Origin of the sequence: Psychromonas sp. (assembly GCF_041586535.1) — a bacterium.
In the GTDB taxonomy this organism is placed as follows: domain Bacteria; phylum Pseudomonadota; class Gammaproteobacteria; order Enterobacterales; family Psychromonadaceae; genus Psychromonas.
In genome coordinates, this window is the sequence record NZ_JBFGZY010000026.1 from 1 (window position 1) to 21230 (window position 21230).

Here is a 21230-nt window from a genome sequence, read left to right on the forward strand (position 1 = left end):
GATCTATTTAGGCGTAGGAAAAATGGATGAAAGCAAGGCATTGATTGCAGTAACTAGTTGTTCTAATTACAAAATCAATAACAAAGACTAAAACGTAGTTTTATGTCTAGCTAGCATTCATTTTAACAAGCATAAATGAATACATAATTATCGGATTTGGTATTACTAACGATGATACCTACTTAGCAATAGATTAACATGGCGAGTTAAGTTGCAAAGAATTATATTCGCAAGTATGGCTCCTTGGCGGTTCATTTTTCGAGATAAGAACAGTTGGGATCCAGGCCATCGGCTGATAGCTGAAAATAACTGTCAATTTATATGTGGCTTAGGTAGTCTTACAGGATCCCGCTTCACCGGTAATAATCACCACCTGATTATCACTGCTCATTTCTAGAGAGGGTCTCTATTGTTGACTTGTTCGTTTACTGACAAATATTTATCGCCTACTTGTTCAATGAGAATTTTATTTTTTGCATAGTTAACGGTGACTTGAGCAATAACCTCATTTGGGTTAATGAGTTTTACCCTGATGTTTTTTGCTTTTAATATCAGCGGAATCTCAGTACACCCCATAATGATCGCTTCAGCGCCATTTGCTATTAAAAATGAAGCGGCTTGCTCCATCATGCTTATATTTTTCTTATTTAGCCCTGCAGTTCTAAATGAAAAAACAGCCTCATGAGCCAACTCTTGAATATCTTCAGGTACTGCGATAACGCGAATACCATACTCAGCAAATGCATCCTGAAACATGCCTGTTTTCATAGCACCTTTGGTGGCCAACACACCAACTTTTTTTATGCCCTCTACAGCCTCTATTGTTGCTAAAACAGTTTCTCCAATAATATGAAGAACGGGTATCGTAACGGCTTGTTTGACATAGTGATAGAAGTAATGCGCAGTATTTGCACCGAGTATAATAAAATCGGCACCGGCTTTTTCAATGTTTTTAGCGGTTAATGCCATCGCCGGCCCCGGGTTTTCCCCACCTCCTAAAATGGCATCCTGACGACTTGGTAGCTTAGGGTTATTATCGATTATGATGCGTAGATGATCATTGTCATTTTCAATATTTGTGTGTTTTACAATATCAGTGAATATATCTATCGTTGCTTCCGGCCCCATACCACCTAAAATTCCGACAACCTTTTCTTTTTTATTGTTCATTTTTTATCTCATTATAAAGGGCAAAGAAGATCCTCTGATAACGATACAAGCGGGATAAATCCCGCTTGTATCGCTGCTATTCAATAAATTAAAATTAATTGCAAAAGGTTTATCTGATTGGCATTGAATACATTAATCCGCCATCACTCCATAGCTTGTTAAGTCCACGGTCAATCTGCAGCGGAGAGCCTTTACCTACTGTGCGATCGAAGGTTTCACCATAGTTACCTACCTGTGAAACAATGTTGTAAGCCCACTCAGTTGTTAAGCCCAGATTTTCACCCATTTTACCGGTTACACCTAACAGACGCTGAACACTTGGATTTGCAGATTTAAGCTGTGCTTGTGCATTCGCTTTAGTTACCCCTAGCTCTTCAGCTTCAGTTGCTGCATAGAGTGTCCATTTAACGATATTAAACCATTTATCGTCTCCTTGACGTACAACTGGACCCAGCGGCTCCTTAGAGATAATTTCAGGTAACACCATTACCGAAGATGGATCCTGCATTTGTAATTTTAGCGAATACAATTGCGATGCATCTGAAGTAATGGCATCACAGCGACCTTTTTTAAAGCCGCCAATGGTTTGCGCTGGAGTATCATAGGTAACAGCCTTATAGTCCATTTTATGTGTTTTGAAATAATCCGTTAGGTTCATTTCTGTGGTGCTACCGGACTGCAAACAAAAGGTTGCACCATCAAGTTCTTTGGCAGAACTTACACCAAGCTTTTTATTGACCATAAAGCCCTGGCCATCATAATAGTTAACCCCCGCAAAATTGAAGCCAAGGGAAGTATCCCGCGTTGCAGTCCAGGTTGTATTGCGCGATAGCAGATCTATTTCACCGCTTTGCAGGGCGGTAAATCGCTCCGTTGTTGTGAGTGGAATATATTTCACTTTTGTCGCGTCACCCAGTACCGCTGCGGCAACTGATTGACATACGGAAACATCAAGCCCCTCCCATACTCCATCTGAATTTGTTAGTGCAAAACCGGGTAGCCCGGTTGAAACGCCACAGGTTATTACGCCTTTTTTAGTTACTTGGTCAAGGGTGTCTGCTGAAGAAATACTTGGTGCTAATAAAGTTAACCCTAGTAATAAAGTACGATTAATGTGTTTCATATAAAAATCCTGTTTAGTAGCCTGTATAAATTATCCCTCGTTAAATGCCATATATTGAGGGGGAATTTATTGAGTTTAATGAGATAAAATCTGATCTAAAAACATTTTCAAACGGTCTGATTGCGGATTATCGAAAAATTCATCAGGGGTATTCTCTTCGATGACCTGACCTGCATCCATAAAGATAACGCGATCTGCAACTTTTTTAGCAAAGCCCATCTCGTGCGTAACACAAACCATGGTGATCCCTTCATCTGCCAGCTCAACCATTACGTCAAGTACCTCCGATACCATTTCCGGATCCAGCGCCGAAGTCGGTTCATCGAATAACATGATGTGTGGATTAATACATAAACAACGTGCAATCGCTACACGCTGTTGTTGCCCGCCGGATAACTGATTAGGATACTTATGTGCCTGCTCGGCAATCTTTACCCGCTCAAGGTAATGCATTGCCGTGGCAATCGCTTCTTTACGGGGTCTTTTATGTACCCAGATTGGTGCTAGTACTAAATTTTCTAAAATTGACAGGTGTGGGAAAAGATTGAAGTGTTGGAAAACCATGCCGACTTCAGAGCGGATATCGCGCACTGTTTTAACATCATCAATCACCTCTGTGCCATTAATAATGATCCTGCCTTTCTGGAACTGCTCCAGATAATTCATACAACGGATGGTGGTTGATTTACCTGAGCCGGAAGGGCCACAGATAACCACTTTTTCACCTTTTTTAATGTTCAGGTTAACGTCTTTTAATACGTGGAAATCACCGTACCACTTGTTAACTTTTTTCATTTCGATCATATATTCTTGTTCTGACATGATATTTTCCTCTAGGCTGGTTAAGCTAACCAGCCATTTAAAAATTATTATCTATTTACTGTGACAGTGATTAATGTTCAGTATTAAATTTACGTTCAATTGATTTAGCATATTGCGACATGCTGAAACAGATAATCCAGAATATCATGGTGACAAACACGTATCCTTCCAGTTCAAAGCCTAGCCAGTAACTATCGCTGGTGGTTAAGGTAACCATCGCTAAGATATCGAATAAGCCAATGATTAAAAGCAATGTTGAATCTTTGAAAAGGGCAATTGAAGAGCCAACCAGATTGGGAATTGATATTTTTAATGCCTGCGGCAGAATAACCAGAATCATTGCCTGCCAGTAACCCAGACCAATCGAATCAGCACCCTCATATTGTCCTTTTGGAATCGCCTGTAAACCACCACGTACGACCTCTGCAATATAAGCGGCTTGGAACAGTGTGATACCGATTAGGGCGCGTAGTAATTTATTAAAGTCCAGACCATCACTAAAAAACAGAGGTAGTACTACTGAAGCCATAAACAGGATGGTAATTAGCGGCACGCCACGAACAAACTCGATAAAGGCAACAGATAATGTGCGCATGATCGGCAGATTTGACTGTCGTCCCAACGCAAGCACAATGCCGATAGGAAAGGAAGCAACGATCCCGACCGATGCCACGACAATGGTCAGCATTAATCCCCCCCACTGCTCAGTTTCCACGATCTCCAGCCCTAAACCACCATGGATTAAAATAAAACTGATAATTGGAAATAATACAATGGCTGCAATTTTGATCTTCAGCTCTTTGACAAGCTTCAGTATTACTCCCACAGCGATAGCAAGGAAAATGACGGTATTTGGTCGCCAGTGCAGCTCTGGTGGATAAAAGCCATACATAAACTGATTAAACTTTTCAGCGATAAAGATCCATCTTGCCCCACCGTTAACAAGCTCTTCCTTTGGACCGCTCCAGGTTGCATCAATAATTAACCAGTTAACCAGTGGTGGAATGACTAAATAGAGAAAATAAAATCCCAACAGGGTAAAGATACTATTTATCACATTTGAGAATAAATTTTCGCGTAACCAGTGAATAAGCCCCTTATTGCTTGAGGGAGCGGGTTGCGCTTCTGTAATCGAATAAACTGCCATATTATCTTCCTTTAATTTCCATTTTCTTATTTACCCAGTTCAACAGCAATGAGATAAGAATGCTAAATGTGAGATAAACAGCCATAGTCATTAAGATTATCTCAATCGCCTGACCGACCTGATTAAGGGTGGTGCCTGAAAACAGGGTTACTAATTCCGGGTAACCGATAGCAGTTGCTAGTGATGAGTTTTTTACCATGTTTAGGTATTGGTTAATCACCGGTGGAATAATCACGCGTAGTGCCTGCGGCAAGATCACCTTACGCATAGTGACTGTGCTGCGTAATCCAAGTGATTCTGCAGCCTCTGTCTGCCCCTTAGGAATTGATGAAATACCAGCACGTACCGCTTCTGCAATATAGGTTGCCGTGTAGATACTTAATGCAAATGCTAAGGCCAGGAACTCAGGAATAATGGTTAAACCACCCTGAAAGTTAAATCCTTTTAATACCGGGTAATCCGCGCTAATAGGTTGTCCGCTGATAAAGTAAACCAGAACAGGTGCCAAGATAAGAATAGCCAGTGATACCTGAATCAGAGGGAACTCTTCACCGGTGAGATTATGACGTTTAATAGCCCATTTACTTAAAAAGAACACTCCTGCGCAGGCCAGTACAAACGCTACTAAGATAAAAGAACTACCTGATTCAAAAATCGGTGCAGGGAGTAATAAGCCGCGGTTATTTAGAAATATTGCATCCAGGTAGGACATGCTGCCACGTGGACTGGGCAATGCAGATAACACAACGTTATACCAGAATAAAATCTGTAACAGTACCGGAATATTTCGGAATGTTTCGACATAAACCTGGGACAGTTTTGAGACTAGAAAGTTATTGGATAAGCGACCAATACCGATTAATAAGCCCAAAATAGAAGCTAAGACGATAGCGACAATGGACACAAGTGCAGTATTTAATATACCGACAATAAATACATCAAGATAATTTGAGGTGCTATCGCTATAGTCGATAAGATACTGGCTGATACCGAAGCCAGCGGTGTCACTTAAAAATCCGAAACCAGTGGTTATGCCTCGTTTTTCAATATTATCGAACATGTTCGATGTACAATAATATACAGCGAAAAGAACGAGAAGAACTGCAATAACCTGGTAGACAACCGCTTGTTTTTGTCGGCTGCTAAGGGCAACACTACCAACGGGAGCATTTCGAGGTTCTTTGAGTTGTTTTGTTTTGATCATATTAAGCCTTTAATACTAATTACAAGCCTTAAAAAATGAGGCTATTTCTAAATTTTAAGATGCAGATTTCAGCATGCTCTAACATTCGGGAGAAGTTCTGAATTTGTATCTTGAAGTGGTTTAGATAGATAACCCCTGAACTAAAAAAGGGGCTTGTTAGGCCCCTGATAAGAGATTAACGGATTGGCATTGAGTACATTAAGCCACCGTCGTTCCATAGCTTGTTAAGACCACGATCAATCTTAAGCGGAGAGTCCTTACCTACTGTATAGTCAAAGATTTCTCCATAGTTACCTACTTGTGAAACAATGTTGTAGGCCCATTTAGCATCTAGCCCCAGGTTTTCCCCCATTTTGCCAGACACACCCAGTAGACGTTGAATACCTGGATTTGTAGATGTCAGTTGCGCTTTAACATTTTCTTTAGATACGCCCAGCTCTTCAGCTTCTAATGTTGCAAACATTGTCCATTTTACAATATTAAACCATTTGTCATCGCCTTGACGTACAACAGGCCCCAGCGGTTCCTTAGAGATAACTTCTGGTAGCACTAAAACTGAGTTTGGATCATCCATTTTTAGTTTTAAAGAATAGAGCTGGGAAGCATCTGACGTAACTGCGTCACAACGTCCCTTTTTAAAGCCATCAATTGTCTGTGCAGATGTATCATAAGTAACGGCTTTGTATTCCATTTTGTTAGCTTTGAAATAATCAGTCAGGTTCATTTCCGTTGTTGTACCTGCTTGGATACAGAATGTTGCACCATTTAGCTCTTTGGCTGACTCAACACCTAATTTTTTACTTACCAGAAAGCCCTGGCCGTCATAATAGTTAACACCTGCAAAGTTTAAACCCAGTGATGTATCACGCGTTTCTGTCCAGGTTGTATTACGCGATAAAACATCAATCTCACCACTTTGTAGTGCTGTAAAACGCTCTTTTGCTGTTAACGGTATATATTTAACTTTGCTTGCATCACCTAATACGGCTGCAGCTACTGACTGACATAACGTCACATCAAGACCTTTCCAGTTGCCTTCTGAATCTGTTGCAGAGAATCCTGTTAGACCCGTAGAGATACCACAAGTTAATACATCTTTCTTGATAACCTGCTCAAGCGTATCTGCTGAGGCAAAACTTGGGATAAGCGACGCTGATACTAGACCGACTAGTAAAGCTGTTTTATTAAGTTTCATTTAAATTTCCTTATCTATCTCATGGCTGTAAATGGATTCACCGGCAAAAGTAAATCCTACAAAATAACAATGCATAGAGTGTGCCAGCACATATTACTAACTTAAAAAAGTACAATGCGCGAGTCATTTACCCCTTTGTGGCGGGTTATTATTGCTTTAAGGTGAAGGGGGGAAGAGACAAGCCCAAACTGGTAGAAAAAAAACCATAACTCATTGTAATTATTAAGATAAAATATCAAAGCCAACAAAGTCTTATTAGACCACTACAACCCTTGTAGGATGGCTACCAAATTTGGTGTTCGGCAGAGCTGTAACCAAACCCACACCAAGTTAGGAGTCAAGCACTAATTCGCACCAGAAGAGGGCACAACGCTTTAAATTAGCGCATCAAAAAAAGAGCAGGCTGTGCAAAAGTCATCATCCTATTTAACCTCAGTTCTGCATCATGGAATCGTAATTTACTTTAATATCAATACATTAAAAATTTGCATTATACAGTGCAGTTAGTTTTGCGTAGTTCAAGGCGAATCATCTTAGCAATGGCCGGCTATTGGGATTGAAAACAACGCAGTTATTGTTAATTTTAACCAGCAAGATGGGTTAGATATTTACTGCCTTGGGTTAAGTGTTGCTTCTTTACGGTTTAAAAAGAACCTGGATTAACAGGAATAAAGACAAATTGTGGAAGTCTCTGAGAACATCAAGAGACTGTTTTCTCTTTATCGCTAACCTCTTCTGTTTTGACAACATTCTCTTCTGCTGCGGGTTTAGGGTTTGAAACAGGATTTTTAATCACTGATTTTTGCAGTATTAGACTATTAGGGTAGGTAATTAACTCATTTCCCCTGCGGATCAGCACATGAAACAGGGTGATTTCTTCAACTGTACCGGTAATATCATCATCTTTGTCCACCACTTTTATTCTGTCCCCGACGCGGTAGGGAAAGAAAAAGAAGATAATAATACTCGCGGTGATGTTACTCAGAATTGACCATTGCGCAAACAAGGCCACCCCGATTACGGCAAAGACAGAGGATAAAAAAACAGATAATTGTGAATATTCGATGCCCAAAATCAGGAAAAAGGCGAGTACAAATAAGGTTGTAATTACAATATGCAAAGTTTTATATATGTACTGTATGCGGTAGGTACTGACAGACTTAATCTGCCCCAGTTTATCAATAGCGCCTTTGACAAACTTAAGCGATAAAAAATAGCCAATAATCAACACGGCCGACATTAACAAAATCATTGTTCACTCTCATGAAAAAGGTTATACCCGGATAAGATGGGAATATAATCTTTGTAAATTATTGAAGCTATTTAACCTCAGCTGAGGATAAGAAAATCGATACAATACCGCTATTTCCGCGTTAAATCATCTGCCAATAGCCGGCTATTGCTACGATGATTCGCCTTGCGCTGCAGGAAACTAACAGCACTGTATAATATTCAACTTTAAACAGTATGATATTAAAGGCAATGACGCTTTCATTATCCAGAGTTGAGGTTATTTAAATAGATTTTACCTGCTCGGATAGTTGCGCCACGCTGGTCAGGCTATGCAGGGTACCGAAGCCACTGTCATCGAGCTCGACAATACCCACCGCGGAAGTAGAAAATGCAGGTACGCCCGCTTCCGGGGCTAACTCTCCGACAATATAACCGACCAGGGGAAGGTGCGAGACAATCAACAGGCGTTCCACACCCGCGGCCTGTAGCGCCAAAATTTCATTGACTGATTCACGGGCGCTGCCGCCAGGCGTTAAAAACGGTAATGTTTGTATATTGTCAACGCCGGAAAAATAGGGAAATACCGACTGCCAGGTTTGCTGAGCGCGCAGATACGGGCTGACCAATACAGCATCAAAAGTTATATCCTGCTCTGCCAGATAACTGGCCATCATCTCATTCTCTAAACGCCCGAGTGCCGTTAATGCGCGTTCCGCATCGGAGTGCCCCATCATTTCTGCTTGCCCGTGACGCATAATATATATATGCAATAACTTATCCTCCAGTAAATGTTAAGCTCTTCACTATCCTATTCAATAAGATAATTAATTTTTGACTGGGGTTGCGCCAGAAACTTTCAGAATAAATGCAGCCACCAAAAAAACGCCGATAAAACCGGCAACAAAAATAGTAGGCATTGCCGCATAACCAAGCACATGCCAGATAATTGACTCTAAATTACTCATAATCAGTCCTTTCGACTTAAAAACAGACAAACATACCTTATATTTATATACACAAGCCAGTTATTTTTCCGCTTGCCGGAGCCTCACCCTGTATATAAATCAGATCAAATTACAATATATCAAATAATTCTATGACCTTACTTTCAAATTTAGCACACAATTGCCAGACCGTAAGGATACGTACTTTAAGCAGAAAAAACATGAGGAGGGTCATAAATATCAACTATCAACCAATACCTTAAGAGTTTTCCCATTTGCTGACGTTTTTTCAATTTTCTAAAAATTTTTCTACTTGAGATAGTTTTTTAATCGCAGTATATTTTCAACCACCTTATTTGCAGTAGATGATGACAATGGCGAAACAACAACTTAACGCATTACGAACTTACCTTAATAAAATGATCTTAGGACAAAGTGAACTCGTCGATGGGTTACTGATTGCCTTATTAGCCGATGGCCATATTCTTGTTGAGAGCCCGCCAGGGCTGGCTAAAACCCGTGCAATCAATGCCCTTTCGGATGGTATTGAGGGAGATTTTCATCGCATTCAATTTACCCCGGATTTACTGCCTTCGGATCTTACCGGAACAGATATTTTCCGCCAGGAAACCGGTGAATTTATTTTTGAAAAAGGACCACTTTTTCATAACTTAATTCTGGCAGATGAGATAAACAGGGCACCGGCAAAAGTGCAGTCGGCATTGCTTGAGGCGATGGCGGAAAGGCAAATAACGGTCGGTAAAACAACCTATCAGTTACCGGAACTGTTTTTAGTTATGGCAACCCAAAATCCCCTTGAACAGGAAGGGACCTATCCTTTACCTGAAGCACAATTAGACCGCTTTATTATGCACCTGCAGCTTGATTATCCCAATGCTGAAACGGAAAAAGAGATTTTAAAACTCAACCAGAAAGAGATATTGAAGGAAAAAATTGCGCAGGTCACACCGCTCTTGAATGAACAGATTTTCACTATCCGCGAAGAGATAATGACGGTTAATATTGCGCCGCATTTAGAGCAGTACCTGATTGATTTAATTATCGCCACCCGGCAACCACAAAACTACGGGACGCAATTAAAAGAGTGGATCAGTTACGGTGCCAGCCCGCGTGCAACCTTAGCGTTAATGCGCACCGCGAAGGCACGAGCATGGCTTGATAACCGCGACTTTGTGATGCCCGGTGATATTATCCAGAACCTTTATCCGGTGTTACGCCACCGCCTGATTTTAAGCTATGAGGCGGAAGCCCAAGGTATTAATGCCAACCGGGTGATTAAAGAGATTATCAATCAGGTAGCCATTCCAGCCTAATGACGATGACTAATGCCGCCACTAAGCACAAAAATCCACTCTTTGCAGATAGTCCCTATCTGACAGGGGTGGACGTTTGCCTGACTGAACTGTTAAGTTATAAACGCCATGCTAAAATGCTACTGCATCCGCCCGGCAATCTGGCCTCCAGACGGCTTTCCGGTAACTATTTGGCGAAAATAAAAGGCCGTGGCATGGAGTTTTCCGAAGTGCGTCATTATCAGGCAGGCGACGACGTACGCAGTATCGACTGGTCAGTGACCGCACGCACCGGTAAGGCACATACAAAATTATTTCACGAGGAAAAAGAGCGCCCTGTTTTTATTTTGCTAGACCTTTCCGATAGTATGATTTTTGGCAGCCAGTTTGTTTTTAAGTCAGTGCAGGCCTGTCATCTGGCCGCCCTGCTCAGTTGGCAGGCAAAACAGCGTAATGATCGCCTTGGCGGCATTGTCTTCACCCAGCAGAAAGTTGCCGAACTAAAACCGACGGGCAGAAATAAAGGGTTGATGGCGTTCCTCCATCAAAGCGAGCAACTCTGTCCCCCAACGCCGGCTAAAACGGAGCGGCATTCGCAATCACTATTCATACAACTAAAACGCCTCTCTTACCTGGTGCAGACCGGCAGTCAGGTGCATTTAATCAGTGATTTTTCCCAGCTTGATGAATCTTGTCAAAAATTGATCAACCAGATCCGCCGGCATAACCAAATTAATGCCTGGCAAATCTCAGATCCTCTTGAGCTCGCCCTGCCGCAAAGCGTGCAGCGCAGCCAGTTTAAAATAAACAGCTTGCAGGGCAGCGGCTTTTTTAAACAGAAAAAATCACTGCAGGATTACCAGGATGCGGCTCAGGCCCGCCAGCACAAAGTACAGAATATCTTTAGCAAACAGGGAATTCCTGTGTACCCGATATCAGCGGCATCCCCTTTACTGGAGCAGTTTCATGTCCGTGCAAAATAGTCACAATCCACTGGCACAACTTAATGATATAGTGGGTCCTTCATCGCCTTCGTTCTGGCCCTTGCCACCTGTTTACTGGCTGTTATCAAGCATCGTTATTCTCAGCCTGCTGCTCTCTCTGTTTTTATTGAAAAAACATAGGAAACAGCGCCTTAAACAAAAAAATGCATTACAGCAGTTACGGTTGTTACAACAATCCCAGGCTGATTTTGTTTCTTTAAATCAGCTTCTTAAGGGAGTGGCGCTGGCATATTTCCCACGCCGGCAGGTCGCATCATTACACGGCGAATTATGGTTTGATTTTTTACAACGTTATGCACAGGCTCCGCTCTTTGACAATAAACAGAAATTTATTGAGCGCCTTTACCAGCAACATTCCCAAGCTTGCAGTGCAGATGATTATATACAGGCCCGAACATGGATAGCAGGTTTACCAAAACAGATAAAAAAACAGACAGGAAAAAATAAAGAGAAACGCAACCATGTTTGAATTTGTTTATTTATGGAGCTTTTTGCTGCTGCCCCTGCCGCTGCTGGCCCGTTATTTCTTAAAAGTACGAGAAACGCAGTACACACAAATCTGGATCCCTCTGGCGCAGGGGTTAAGTGAGCAACAGACAACTTCTGGGAAAAATGTTTTAAACTTTTTTATCCCCTGGCTTGCCTGGCTATTGTTATTAAGCGCACTGGCACGCCCGATCTGGTTTGGGGAACCTGTCCGCCTGCAGCAGCAAACCCGTGATATGATTATCTCTCTGGACTTATCGGGCAGCATGAAGGAAATTGATATGCCTTTAAACGGGCAAACTGTCGACCGCTTAACGCTGCTCAAAGATCTCTTAAAAACCTTTATTAATGAGCGTAAAGGAGACAGGCTGGGGCTGGTTTTATTTGCTGATCATGCTTATTTACAAACACCACTGACCTTTGACCTCAATACAATCCAGCAGATGGTGGATGAAAGTGAAATAGGGTTAGCCGGTAATAAAACCGCCATTGGCGAGTCAATTGCCATTGCCATCAAACGTTTTGTTGAAAATAAAAATGAGCAGCGCATCCTGATCCTGATGAGTGATGGCGCAAATAACTCCGGCAGCATCGAGCCTCTTCAGGCAGCTCTACAGGCAGCTAAAAACAATATCACCATTTATACCATAGGTATTGGTGCTGAGCAGATGATCAAACGCGGATTATTCGGCAATCAACGCGTCAACCCTTCCGCGGATTTAGATGAAAAAACATTATCAGAAATAGCCAATCTGACCGGCGGGCAATACTTTCGCGCCCGTGACCAGAATGAATTACAGAATATCTATCAAAGGCTAAATCAATTAGAGCCTGTTAACAGCGATTTTTTACAATTTCGCCCTGAAAAAGATCTCTACTACTGGCCGCTAGCAGCTGCGCTGTTATTACTCTCTCTTTTTGTCATCTATCTGAAATTAAGGGGTTCTGATGTCGCCTGAGACCACTTTAATGCCATTAGCATTTTTACGCCCCTATTGGTTACTCGGTTTGGTTGCCGTTTTTTTATTTGCTCTGCTAAATTATAAAACGGCTAAAAACAAACAGCATCAGAGTTTAATCGCCGCACATTTAAGCAAACAACTGGTCAGTGAGCCTGAAAAAAGGTTTTCTTTTCTGTTCCCCTTTAACTTACTGGCTATCATTGCCTGTATTGCTCTCTCCGGTCCTACCTGGCGGGAGCATCAACAGCCTGTTTACGAAATGCAGCAAGCACAAGTCATTGCCTTGGATCTTTCCTATTCAATGTATGCAACTGATGCTAAACCAAACCGTTTAACTCAGGCTAAATATAAGGCTATTGATCTGATTAAAAACTGGCAGGAAGGTGAGAAAGGTCTGATTGCCTATGCGGGAGACGCCTTCACCATTACCCCTTTAACCCGTGACGGCAATGCAATCATCAGTCATATTCCTCATCTTTCCCCGGATATTATGCCCGTCGCGGGCTCCCGGGCAGATCTTGCCCTAGAGCAGGCAATAAGCGGATTAGAAAATGCGGGTTACCAGCGCGGACATATTGTCTTTATCACCGACGGTATTGATCCAAACAGTGCAGATAAAATGATCGATAGATTAAAAGGCAGTGACTGGGTGGTATCAATATTAGCCATGGCCAGCAAACAGGGAGCCGCTATTAAACTTACCGATGGCTCTTTGTTAAAAGATCAGTTTGGACAAATAGTTATCCCGACATTAGACCGTCAGCCGCTACTTAACATAAGCCGGGCAAGTAGTGGTTTATATGTAACTGCAAATAATAGAAACACAGAGATAGAGCAGTTATCAAATTTTTATTCGCTCAATCAGGCAGTGAAAAAAGAAACACAACAGCAGGGGAAAAATAAACTGGCAATAGATGATGGATATTGGCTGGTTTTTTTATTAATTCCTCTGTTTTTATTACTGTTCAGAAAAGGTCTCTTCTATTTCCTTGTATTAACACTCTCCCTGCCCCTTTCCGCGCCCAAAACTCAGGCATCAATATGGAAAAATGATCGGCAAAATGCATTTCAATCCTATCAGGAGCAGGACTACGCACAAGCAAATACTTTATATGAGAGGCCGATGGAAAAAGGCAGTGCATTATATAAAAACGGACAATATCAGCAGGCATTAAGCCAATTTGAACAAGCAACAATTGAAGATCCAAACAACGCTGCCGCTTTTTATAACCAGGGGAATAGTTACGCACAACTGCAGGACTTCGACAATGCCATTGCTGCATATCAGCAATCATTATCCCTGGATCCCAAGTTAACTATTGCACAGGAAAATATAGCGTTATTAAAAAAATTAAAGGAGCAGCAGCAAAACAGTGAACAGCAGCAAAACAGCGAACAGCAGCAAAACAGCGAACAGCAGCAAAACAGCGAACAGCAGCAAAACAGCGAACAGCCGGAGCAAGAACAACAGCAAGAACAACAGCAAGAACAGATAAGCAGCCAGATTGAAGAAAGTGAAACACTTAATCAGGAGTTCGAAAATCTGCCTAACTGGTTGAAAAATATGCCGGATGATCCATCGATTTTATTACGCAATAAAATGCGTCTTGAATATCAAAAAAGAGCACAATCAAATTCTGGCCAACAAGAAAATAATGGAGTTATCTGGTAATGCGCATTCTACTTTCAATTTTCATTACGCTGTTTTTAGGGCTTTTTTGCAGCCAACAGTTATTAGCCACACCGCAAGTATCAACTTCTGTTAGTGATAATCAGGTAACAATAGGGGATATTTTTCTGCTGACCATTGAGATTGATGATAACGATTCTGATTACCAGCTGGATACAAGGCCGCTTGAAAAAGAGTTCAACGTATACCGCCCTTCAAAAAGTCAGCGCAGCGCCTATATTAATGGCGATTTTAGCCAACAAACACAGTGGCAAATCCGATTACAGGCGAAGCGCACCGGAGAATTGACCATACCGGTACTAAAAATTGGTCCGCTCACTACTCAGGCAATCCGGATATCGGTCGGCGAAGCACCTGAACAGGCATCGGGCACAGCTGATAACAAAGTATTTATGGAAAACAGCATTAACAAAAGCAGTGTATATGTGGGCCAGCCATTAATCTTCACCACGCGAATTTATATTGGCCAGGCGACTGACAATTTGAACCTTACCGGACCGGAATTGCAGAGTGCCGAGATTGAAGTCTACGGGCAGGACAAAAATAGTGAGACCATTCGCAACGGGATCCGTTATCAAACCATTACCCGACAATTCCAGATAATAGCCGATAAACCCGGTGACTTTATTATCAACTCGCCTTTATTAAGCGGCGATTTGCGCAAAACAGTGCCCGTCAATGATTGGCAAAACCGGATTATTGGCGTGCCCATTAATGTTCGTGGCGACAGCATCAACATAGAGGTGAAAGATAAACCGGCAGATTATCAGGGAGAATGGTTGGTCAGTGAGGATGTCAGATTAGAGGAAAACACTCCGTTAACGCAGCAGACTTTTCCTGTCGGTGAACCCATCACCCGCAATATTACTCTGCAGATTGCTTCCATTAAAAAGGAGAAGATGCCGACTATCTCTTTTAATTACCCTGAAGGTTTACGCTTTTATCCGGATCAGGACCAGCTCACAGAGGGGCAAATAAACGGGTTATTATATTCACAAAGGAGCATGCGTCACGCAATAATACCGAGCAAAACCGGAGAACTCACTTTGCCGGAAATAAAAATAGCCTGGTGGAACAGCGTCACGAATAAGCAGGAGTATGCTGTTTTACCGGCACAAACCCTGACCATACTGGCAGCAGATAAACAACCTGGCACTGTACAAGTTCAGCCCGCTGATATTGATCTACCCGCAGCAACCAGCAAGGTTAGTACAGATAATAGCAGCCTGCTCTACTGGCAAATCACGACAACCCTGTTACTGCTGCTTTTAATCCTTTTGTTTCTTTATCATCTTCATTACCGCCGCCTGCATACAGTTGCACAACATCTGCAGGTGCCCTCCTTCCCTTCCGGCGGCAATCAGGTACATAAAGATCTGCAGGAGGCACTACTGGAAAATAATGCGCCACGGGTTTATCGACTGCTGTTAACTTATTTACCCAGTGAAAACGTCAATCTGAAAAGTCTTACGCAATTAGTCGAAGTGCTTGATCTCCCCGGGGAAGATAAAGAACAATTTGCAAAGCAAATTAACCTGTTAGAAAAGGCATGCTGCAGCGTTGAAAACCACTGGGACGCAGCACCGTTAAGCCGCTTAATAGAAAAATATTTACAACAAAAAAGGCAGGATAACAAAAACTCAATAATGGATTTGAACCCCTAAACCTTAAAAAACTCGGGATAAGTTAGGTAACTATCAGGCTTAGCACCTGAAAGATCTCGCGCCCTAAAAAAGTAACAGACGCTGCACTAGCACTTCTGCGGCGTTATCACCCGGCAAAAAATGCACCAGGCACTAAAAGCAGATCGTTTATTCACATCATATCGTTTTATGAAACGTCTATTAAAATTACAAATGTAAAAACAACTACCCAGCTTGTAATTATAATTGCTCACCCCCAACCGACCAAACAAATCAGACGGTTACATTATTTAATATAAATAATTCATAACTTTTTTCCAATATTAATCAGCAATTGGTCTAGCTGGAAAAGTAGCTTTATCTCTCATTTTGACCATACTTATAGCGAACTTGGCTTAAGCTTTTTTGGCATTTTTAAACAAGTCAGCTTAATTGCAGTGCGCTATGCGCCTTAGAGGTATTTTTTATTTCGCTCGGTTCATCTGACACTGTTCAACGCTCTGGTTATAGGAGAATAACAAAACGCAAATAAATCAATAAGCTAAAAAAGTTAACGGTATTTCCTGGATATTGGCACAAAAAACACTCAGCACTGAGATACGCTCAAATGAGTTCATGGTTTTAATTTCAATATTAAATTTATCGGATAAAGAAGGGTATTTTATGAAAATTACTAAAGTAGCGCTATTGCTAGGTGCAGCAGCACTTGTGCCGAATCTGGCTTCAGCTTCAACATTACAGGAAGTAATTAAAAAAGGTGAAGTAAGCTGTGGCATTTCAACGGGTATTCCGGGTTTCTCAGCAACAGATTCCAAAGGCGTTTGGCAGGGGCTTGATGTCGATTTCTGTAAATCCGTTGCAGCAGCGGTTTTCGGTGATGCTTCAAAAGTTAAATACATCGCATTAACGGCAAAGGAGCGTTTTACCGCATTACAAAGTGGTGAAATTGATCTTTTATCACGCTCAACAACCTGGACCTCAACACGTGATACTTCTCTGGGTTTACACTTTGCCGGCGTTAACTATTATGACGGTCAGGGCTTTCTGATCAATAAAAATCTAGGCGTGACTTCAGCAAAAGAACTGGATGGAGCGACTTTCTGTATTCAAGCAGGTACCACAACGGAGCTTAATTTGACCGATTATTTCAGAGCCAACGGCATGGAATATAAAGCGGTTAGCTACGATACTTCCGGCCAAACCGTTGATGGTTTCAAAAGCGGTCGTTGTGACGTACTGACTTCCGATGCCTCTCAGTTATATGGTTTAAGAATTAAATTAGATGATCCGAATTCAGCGTTTGTATTACCTGAGATTATTTCTAAAGAGCCGCTCGGACCGTTAGTGCGTCAGGGGGACGACGAGTGGTTTAATATTGTGCGCTGGACAATGTTTGCGATCATCGAAGCTGAAGAGTTGGGTGTGACTTCCAGCAATGCAGAGGCGATGCTCAAATCAGAAAATCCAAGTATTAAACGTTTATTAGGTACTTCCGGCAGTGCCGGTGAAGACCTGGGCTTAAGAAATGACTGGGCTTACCAGATTGTTAAACAAGTTGGTAACTACGGTGAATCCTTCGAAAAAAACGTCGGCAAAGACTCTCCCCTTAAAATTGATCGCGGTATCAATAACTTATGGAATAAAGGTGGACTAATGTACCCGATGCCGATTAGATAAATACTGTTTAGGGGGCTTTGCCCCTTTTAAGAGGCTTGTCTTATTATGAATAAATCTCAACTTCCTCCAACCGCCCCCGGTTTACTAAACAGCCCCAAAAATCGCGCCATTATTTTCCAGGTTGTTGCGCTACTGGCTGTTATTGCCTGTGCATTTTATTTTACCAGTAATATGTTCGATAATATCGAAAAAAGAGGTATCAACACGGGATTTTCATTTTTAAATGAAACCGCAGGGTTTGGTATTAGCCAGTCGCTAATCCACTACGATGATGCCAGTTCCACTTTTTTAGATGTTTTTATTGTCGGCATACTTAATAGCGTATTGGTCGGAGTGCTCGGCATTATTTTTGCCTCTATATTAGGCTTATTAATTGGTGTTGCCCGGTTATCGTCTAATTATTTGGTAGCTAAGCTCTCTCTGATTTATATTGAAACCTTTCGTAACATTCCAATTTTATTGCAAATTTTATTCTGGTATAACGTTGTACTCGCCGCTTTACCCAGTCCGCGTCAGAGTTTTAGTTATTTTGAATCGGTTTTTCTCAACAACCGCGGCTTGATCATCCCGGAACCTATTTTTGAGTCGGGCAGTGCTTTTATCCTGATTGCTTTTGTAATCGCCTGCATAGTCGTTGTTTTCTTAAGCAGATGGGCAAAAAAACGTCACGACGTAACCGGTGAAGAGTTCCCGCTTCTGGCTGTCTCACTGGTTATATTAATTCTCTCTCCTGTGCTGGTTTATTTTATTACCGGTCAGCCTATAACAGCTGAGTACCCTGCTCTAAAAGGTTTTAACTTTAAAGGTGGTATAACCATTATTCCAGAATTATTGGCCCTCACATTCGCTTTAAGCATCTATACCGCGACTTACATTGCAGAGGCAGTACGCGCTGGTATTGAGTCAGTACCTTCCGGACAAAAAGAAGCTGCAAAAGCACTCGGATTGAAAGAACATGTAATTTTACGCAAAGTTGTTTTACCGCAGGCATTACGGGTTATTATTCCTCCGGTTATTAACCAATATCTTAACTTGGTAAAAAACTCTTCATTAGCCACCGCAATTGGTTACCCCGAAATTGTCACGCTCTTTTCAGGCACAACCCTCAATCAAGTGGGTCAAGCTATTGAAATCATTTTAATGACCATGGCCGTTTACCTCACCTTCAGTATTGTTATTTCACTACTGTTAAATTGGATCAATGCCAAAATGGAAATAAAAGGAAGATAATATGGCTGTTTATACCTTTAAAGAAGCCAAACCAGCGCCTTCAGCCAGTAAAGGTGTTGTATTCTGGTTACGTGAGAACCTGTTCTCCAGTATTAGTAATAGCCTGTTGACCTTATTAAGCATTTACATTGTGTATACCATACTTCCGCCGCTATTGGACTGGATGATATTTAATGCCACCTGGAGCGGCAGCAAAGAGGAAGTTGTGAAGGAAGGGGCAAGATGGATATTTATTATCGAAAAATTTGATCAGTTCATCTATGGCTTTTATCCGGAAGCACTGCACTGGCGCCCTAATTTGGTTGCCTTTTTGTCAGCCGCTTTTATATTAGCCATGAACTTTATCCCTAACCTCAAGGTTAAAATAGGCTTAATGTTAGTCTATCCGGCAATCTGTTTTTTCCTTATTTATGGGGGCGTTGGGCTGGAAGTTGTACCGACTGAAAAATGGGGCGGGTTAATGCTGACCATTCTGGTTGCCGCTGTAGGTATTATTGTTTCGTTTCCGATCGGTATTGTTCTTGCGTTGGGCCGTCAATCAGATATGCCTATTTTAAAAACATTATGTGTCGGTTTTATTGAATTTATCCGTGGTGTACCGCTGATTACTATCCTGTTTATGGCTTCCGTGGTATTACCACTGTTTTTCAGTTCCGGCATTGATTTTGATAAATTATTGCGGGCACTTATTGGTATTACCCTTTTCCAGGCGGCTTACATCGCGGAGGTGGTTCGCGGCGGCCTGCAGGCAATTCCTAAAGGACAATATGAAGCGAGTGAATCACTGGGGTTGAGTTACTGGCAGGGCATGATTCTGATTATTTTGCCGCAGGCATTAAAAATATCAATTCCCAATTTAGTAGGCTCGTTTATTTCGTTATTTAAAGATACCACACTGGTATTAATCATTGGTTTATTTGATGTTTTAGCGATGGTGACACTGACGACCAGTGATTCAAACTGGTTGGGGTTTGAAATTGAAGGTTATGTGTTCGTTACTATGATTTACTGGGTATTCTGTTTTTCAATGTCACAGTACTCAAAATCAATCGAACGTAAATATAATACTGAGCATTAAAGGGTAATCACATGTCTGAACAAGTTATGATCACAATGAAAGATGTTAATAAGTGGTATGGTGACTTCCATGTGCTTAAAGATGTTAATTTGAGTATTAAGAAAGGTGAAAAGGTGGTAATTTGCGGCCCTTCCGGATCGGGGAAATCTACTACCATTCGCTGTTTAAACCACCTGGAAAAATTTCAAAAGGGACAGATCAATATCAATGGCACTGAGCTGATTGATGATGTGAAAGTTGTCCGTGATATCCGCGCCCAAGTCGGCATGGTATTTCAGCATTTTAACCTTTTCCCCCACCTTTCTGTTCTGGAAAACCTGCTATTAGCGCCTACCTGGGTACATAAAAAACCGCGTGCCGAGGCAATTAAAACGGCAATGTATTACCTTGAGCGGGTTAAAATTGCCGATCAGGCACATAAATATCCGAATCAGCTCTCCGGAGGGCAGCAGCAACGTGTTGCGATTGCACGCTGTTTGTGCATCAATCCTGAAATCATGTTGTTCGACGAACCGACTTCTGCGCTGGATCCTGAAATGGTTTCAGAGGTATTGGATGTTATGGTTGAACTGGCCGACGAAGGGATCACTATGATTTGTGTTACCCATGAAATGGGCTTTGCTAAAAAAGTAGCAGATCGGGTTATCTTTATGGATGCGGGACAAATTATTGAAGAGAATGATCCCCATGAGTTCTTCGATAATCCACAATCAGACCGTTTAAAACTATTTTTAGATCAGATTTTATCCCATTAATATGGTATTAAAAAAGGTTAACGAATTGTTCATTAACCTTTTTATGTAACTCCCCTTCAGGTAAAAATCAACCTGCTTAAGGCTTAAGATCCGCTTTCTTTTCGAGTCTTGATTCTAAAAAAACCTTTGAGGGATCAACCAGTATGCGCTCTTTCATCGCTTCTCTGCCGAGCAGCATCAGATAACTCATATCGGAGCGATCCGTTAATGTAATTTCAATTGGCCAGGTATTTTCACCCAGTATCATTGTCGTCTTAATGACGTAACGCTGCTCTGTGCTGCCATTGGATGATTTTATTCTTCTGATATCATAAATATAGGCGCTGCAGGGCACAATGCTACTGACATTATGAATATCAGGATGTATATCAAATTTAACGCAGGGTTTACCGTTTTTATGAAACTTCTTAATATTATCCACATGTAATGATGAAGTTTGCGCACCGGTATCAATCCTGACCTGCAAATCATCAATCGCTAAATCCGGCAGTGAAATTGACTCAAGTCTGCCGATAATTATTTTATCATTTGTTTTCATTAAATTGCCTAGTGTT

Annotated in this window: 20 protein-coding genes; 10 read left to right on the forward strand and 10 right to left on the reverse strand. The window is 41.7% G+C overall.

Features of this window, described 5'->3' with window-relative positions:
• Positions 1-393: 393 nt before the first annotated feature.
• From ABZA00_RS04625 to ABZA00_RS04665, 9 genes are all read right to left on the reverse strand, one after another.
• Positions 394-1170, reverse strand: a complete 777-nt coding sequence (locus tag ABZA00_RS04625) for an aspartate/glutamate racemase family protein (protein ID WP_372880970.1) — start codon at positions 1168-1170, stop codon at positions 394-396.
• A gap of 109 nt (positions 1171-1279) precedes the next feature.
• On the reverse strand, positions 1280-2293 hold the full coding sequence (locus ABZA00_RS04630) for an amino acid ABC transporter substrate-binding protein (protein WP_372880971.1): 1014 nt from the start codon (positions 2291-2293) through the stop codon (positions 1280-1282).
• Between the two features lie 75 nt (positions 2294-2368).
• Positions 2369-3097, reverse strand: coding sequence for an amino acid ABC transporter ATP-binding protein (locus tag ABZA00_RS04635; protein ID WP_372880999.1), 729 nt, complete (start codon positions 3095-3097; stop codon positions 2369-2371).
• Positions 3098-3185: 88 nt separating this feature from the next.
• Positions 3186-4262: an amino acid ABC transporter permease gene (locus ABZA00_RS04640; protein ID WP_372880972.1), complete on the reverse strand. Its 1077-nt coding sequence runs from the start codon at positions 4260-4262 to the stop codon at positions 3186-3188.
• A gap of 1 nt (position 4263) precedes the next feature.
• Positions 4264-5466 carry an amino acid ABC transporter permease gene (locus ABZA00_RS04645; RefSeq protein ID WP_372880973.1) on the reverse strand — a complete coding sequence of 401 codons (1203 nt, stop codon included), beginning with the start codon at positions 5464-5466 and terminating at the stop codon, positions 4264-4266.
• Between the two features lie 175 nt (positions 5467-5641).
• Positions 5642-6661: an amino acid ABC transporter substrate-binding protein gene (locus tag ABZA00_RS04650; protein WP_372880974.1), complete on the reverse strand. Its 1020-nt coding sequence runs from the start codon at positions 6659-6661 to the stop codon at positions 5642-5644.
• Between the two features lie 700 nt (positions 6662-7361).
• Positions 7362-7913: a mechanosensitive ion channel family protein gene (locus ABZA00_RS04655; RefSeq protein WP_372880975.1), complete on the reverse strand. Its 552-nt coding sequence runs from the start codon at positions 7911-7913 to the stop codon at positions 7362-7364.
• A gap of 262 nt (positions 7914-8175) precedes the next feature.
• Complete coding sequence (gene sixA / locus ABZA00_RS04660) at positions 8176-8664, reverse strand: phosphohistidine phosphatase SixA (RefSeq protein ID WP_372880976.1); 489 nt, start codon at positions 8662-8664, stop codon at positions 8176-8178.
• 54 nt (positions 8665-8718) lie between these two features.
• On the reverse strand, positions 8719-8859 hold the full coding sequence (locus tag ABZA00_RS04665; protein ID WP_372880977.1) for a TIGR02808 family protein: 141 nt from the start codon (positions 8857-8859) through the stop codon (positions 8719-8721).
• Positions 8860-9212: 353 nt separating this feature from the next.
• Here ABZA00_RS04665 and ABZA00_RS04670 point away from each other — a divergent pair, with 353 nt between their 5' ends.
• The 10 genes from ABZA00_RS04670 (at position 9213) to ABZA00_RS04715 (ending at position 20676) form a co-directional block, all read left to right on the forward strand.
• The gene (locus tag ABZA00_RS04670) at positions 9213-10172 is read left to right on the forward strand and encodes an AAA family ATPase (RefSeq protein WP_372880978.1); all 960 of its coding nucleotides are present in this window, start codon (positions 9213-9215) and stop codon (positions 10170-10172) included.
• Entirely contained in the window at positions 10172-11134 is a 963-nt protein-coding gene (locus tag ABZA00_RS04675) for a DUF58 domain-containing protein (RefSeq protein ID WP_372880979.1), read from the forward strand. The genes ABZA00_RS04670 and ABZA00_RS04675 overlap by 1 nt, the downstream gene beginning before the upstream one ends.
• On the forward strand, positions 11118-11624 hold the full coding sequence (locus tag ABZA00_RS04680; RefSeq protein ID WP_372880980.1) for a DUF4381 domain-containing protein: 507 nt from the start codon (positions 11118-11120) through the stop codon (positions 11622-11624). The genes ABZA00_RS04675 and ABZA00_RS04680 overlap by 17 nt, the downstream gene beginning before the upstream one ends.
• A complete protein-coding gene (locus ABZA00_RS04685) occupies positions 11617-12600 on the forward strand; it encodes a VWA domain-containing protein (RefSeq protein ID WP_372880981.1) in 984 nt (327 codons plus the stop codon). Before ABZA00_RS04680 ends, ABZA00_RS04685 begins: the two co-directional genes overlap by 8 nt.
• Positions 12590-14275, forward strand: coding sequence for a tetratricopeptide repeat protein (locus tag ABZA00_RS04690; RefSeq protein WP_372880982.1), 1686 nt, complete (start codon positions 12590-12592; stop codon positions 14273-14275). Before ABZA00_RS04685 ends, ABZA00_RS04690 begins: the two co-directional genes overlap by 11 nt.
• Positions 14275-15957 carry a BatD family protein gene (locus ABZA00_RS04695; RefSeq protein ID WP_372880983.1) on the forward strand — a complete coding sequence of 561 codons (1683 nt, stop codon included), beginning with the start codon at positions 14275-14277 and terminating at the stop codon, positions 15955-15957. The genes ABZA00_RS04690 and ABZA00_RS04695 overlap by 1 nt, the downstream gene beginning before the upstream one ends.
• A gap of 642 nt (positions 15958-16599) precedes the next feature.
• A complete protein-coding gene (locus tag ABZA00_RS04700; protein WP_372880984.1) occupies positions 16600-17613 on the forward strand; it encodes an amino acid ABC transporter substrate-binding protein in 1014 nt (337 codons plus the stop codon).
• 45 nt (positions 17614-17658) lie between these two features.
• On the forward strand, positions 17659-18843 hold the full coding sequence (locus ABZA00_RS04705; protein ID WP_372880985.1) for an amino acid ABC transporter permease: 1185 nt from the start codon (positions 17659-17661) through the stop codon (positions 18841-18843).
• Between the two features lies 1 nt (position 18844).
• Positions 18845-19921 (forward strand): amino acid ABC transporter permease, encoded by a 1077-nt coding sequence (locus tag ABZA00_RS04710; RefSeq protein ID WP_372880986.1) that lies wholly within the window; start codon positions 18845-18847, stop codon positions 19919-19921.
• An 11-nt stretch (positions 19922-19932) separates the two neighbouring features.
• The gene (locus ABZA00_RS04715) at positions 19933-20676 is read left to right on the forward strand and encodes an amino acid ABC transporter ATP-binding protein (protein WP_372880987.1); all 744 of its coding nucleotides are present in this window, start codon (positions 19933-19935) and stop codon (positions 20674-20676) included.
• Between the two features lie 76 nt (positions 20677-20752).
• Here ABZA00_RS04715 and ABZA00_RS04720 read toward each other — a convergent pair whose 3' ends face one another.
• Positions 20753-21214, reverse strand: a complete 462-nt coding sequence (locus tag ABZA00_RS04720; RefSeq protein WP_372880988.1) for an ATP-dependent zinc protease — start codon at positions 21212-21214, stop codon at positions 20753-20755.
• Positions 21215-21230 lie beyond the last annotated feature (16 nt).

Excerpts from the sequence above, each read along its gene's own strand:
- ABZA00_RS04675 (WP_372880979.1), top strand. The coding sequence starts at position 10,172 with ATGACGATGACTAATGCCGCCACTAAGCACAAAAATCCACTCTTTGCA.
- ABZA00_RS04685 (WP_372880981.1), top strand. The coding sequence starts at position 11,617 with ATGTTTGAATTTGTTTATTTATGGAGCTTTTTGCTGCTGCCCCTGCCG.
- ABZA00_RS04715 (WP_372880987.1), top strand. The coding sequence starts at position 19,933 with ATGTCTGAACAAGTTATGATCACAATGAAAGATGTTAATAAGTGGTAT.
- ABZA00_RS04710 (WP_372880986.1), top strand. The coding sequence starts at position 18,845 with ATGGCTGTTTATACCTTTAAAGAAGCCAAACCAGCGCCTTCAGCCAGT.
- ABZA00_RS04700 (WP_372880984.1), top strand. The coding sequence starts at position 16,600 with ATGAAAATTACTAAAGTAGCGCTATTGCTAGGTGCAGCAGCACTTGTG.
- ABZA00_RS04665 (WP_372880977.1), bottom strand. The coding sequence starts at position 8,859 with ATGAGTAATTTAGAGTCAATTATCTGGCATGTGCTTGGTTATGCGGCA.
- ABZA00_RS04720 (WP_372880988.1), bottom strand. The coding sequence starts at position 21,214 with ATGAAAACAAATGATAAAATAATTATCGGCAGACTTGAGTCAATTTCA.
- ABZA00_RS04625 (WP_372880970.1), bottom strand. The coding sequence starts at position 1,170 with ATGAACAATAAAAAAGAAAAGGTTGTCGGAATTTTAGGTGGTATGGGG.
- ABZA00_RS04680 (WP_372880980.1), top strand. The coding sequence starts at position 11,118 with ATGTCCGTGCAAAATAGTCACAATCCACTGGCACAACTTAATGATATA.
- ABZA00_RS04705 (WP_372880985.1), top strand. The coding sequence starts at position 17,659 with ATGAATAAATCTCAACTTCCTCCAACCGCCCCCGGTTTACTAAACAGC.
- ABZA00_RS04640 (WP_372880972.1), bottom strand. The coding sequence starts at position 4,262 with ATGGCAGTTTATTCGATTACAGAAGCGCAACCCGCTCCCTCAAGCAAT.
- ABZA00_RS04635 (WP_372880999.1), bottom strand. The coding sequence starts at position 3,097 with ATGATCGAAATGAAAAAAGTTAACAAGTGGTACGGTGATTTCCACGTA.
- ABZA00_RS04645 (WP_372880973.1), bottom strand. The coding sequence starts at position 5,466 with ATGATCAAAACAAAACAACTCAAAGAACCTCGAAATGCTCCCGTTGGT.
- ABZA00_RS04690 (WP_372880982.1), top strand. The coding sequence starts at position 12,590 with ATGTCGCCTGAGACCACTTTAATGCCATTAGCATTTTTACGCCCCTAT.
- ABZA00_RS04695 (WP_372880983.1), top strand. The coding sequence starts at position 14,275 with ATGCGCATTCTACTTTCAATTTTCATTACGCTGTTTTTAGGGCTTTTT.
- ABZA00_RS04670 (WP_372880978.1), top strand. The coding sequence starts at position 9,213 with ATGGCGAAACAACAACTTAACGCATTACGAACTTACCTTAATAAAATG.
- ABZA00_RS04650 (WP_372880974.1), bottom strand. The coding sequence starts at position 6,661 with ATGAAACTTAATAAAACAGCTTTACTAGTCGGTCTAGTATCAGCGTCG.
- ABZA00_RS04655 (WP_372880975.1), bottom strand. The coding sequence starts at position 7,913 with ATGATTTTGTTAATGTCGGCCGTGTTGATTATTGGCTATTTTTTATCG.
- ABZA00_RS04630 (WP_372880971.1), bottom strand. The coding sequence starts at position 2,293 with ATGAAACACATTAATCGTACTTTATTACTAGGGTTAACTTTATTAGCA.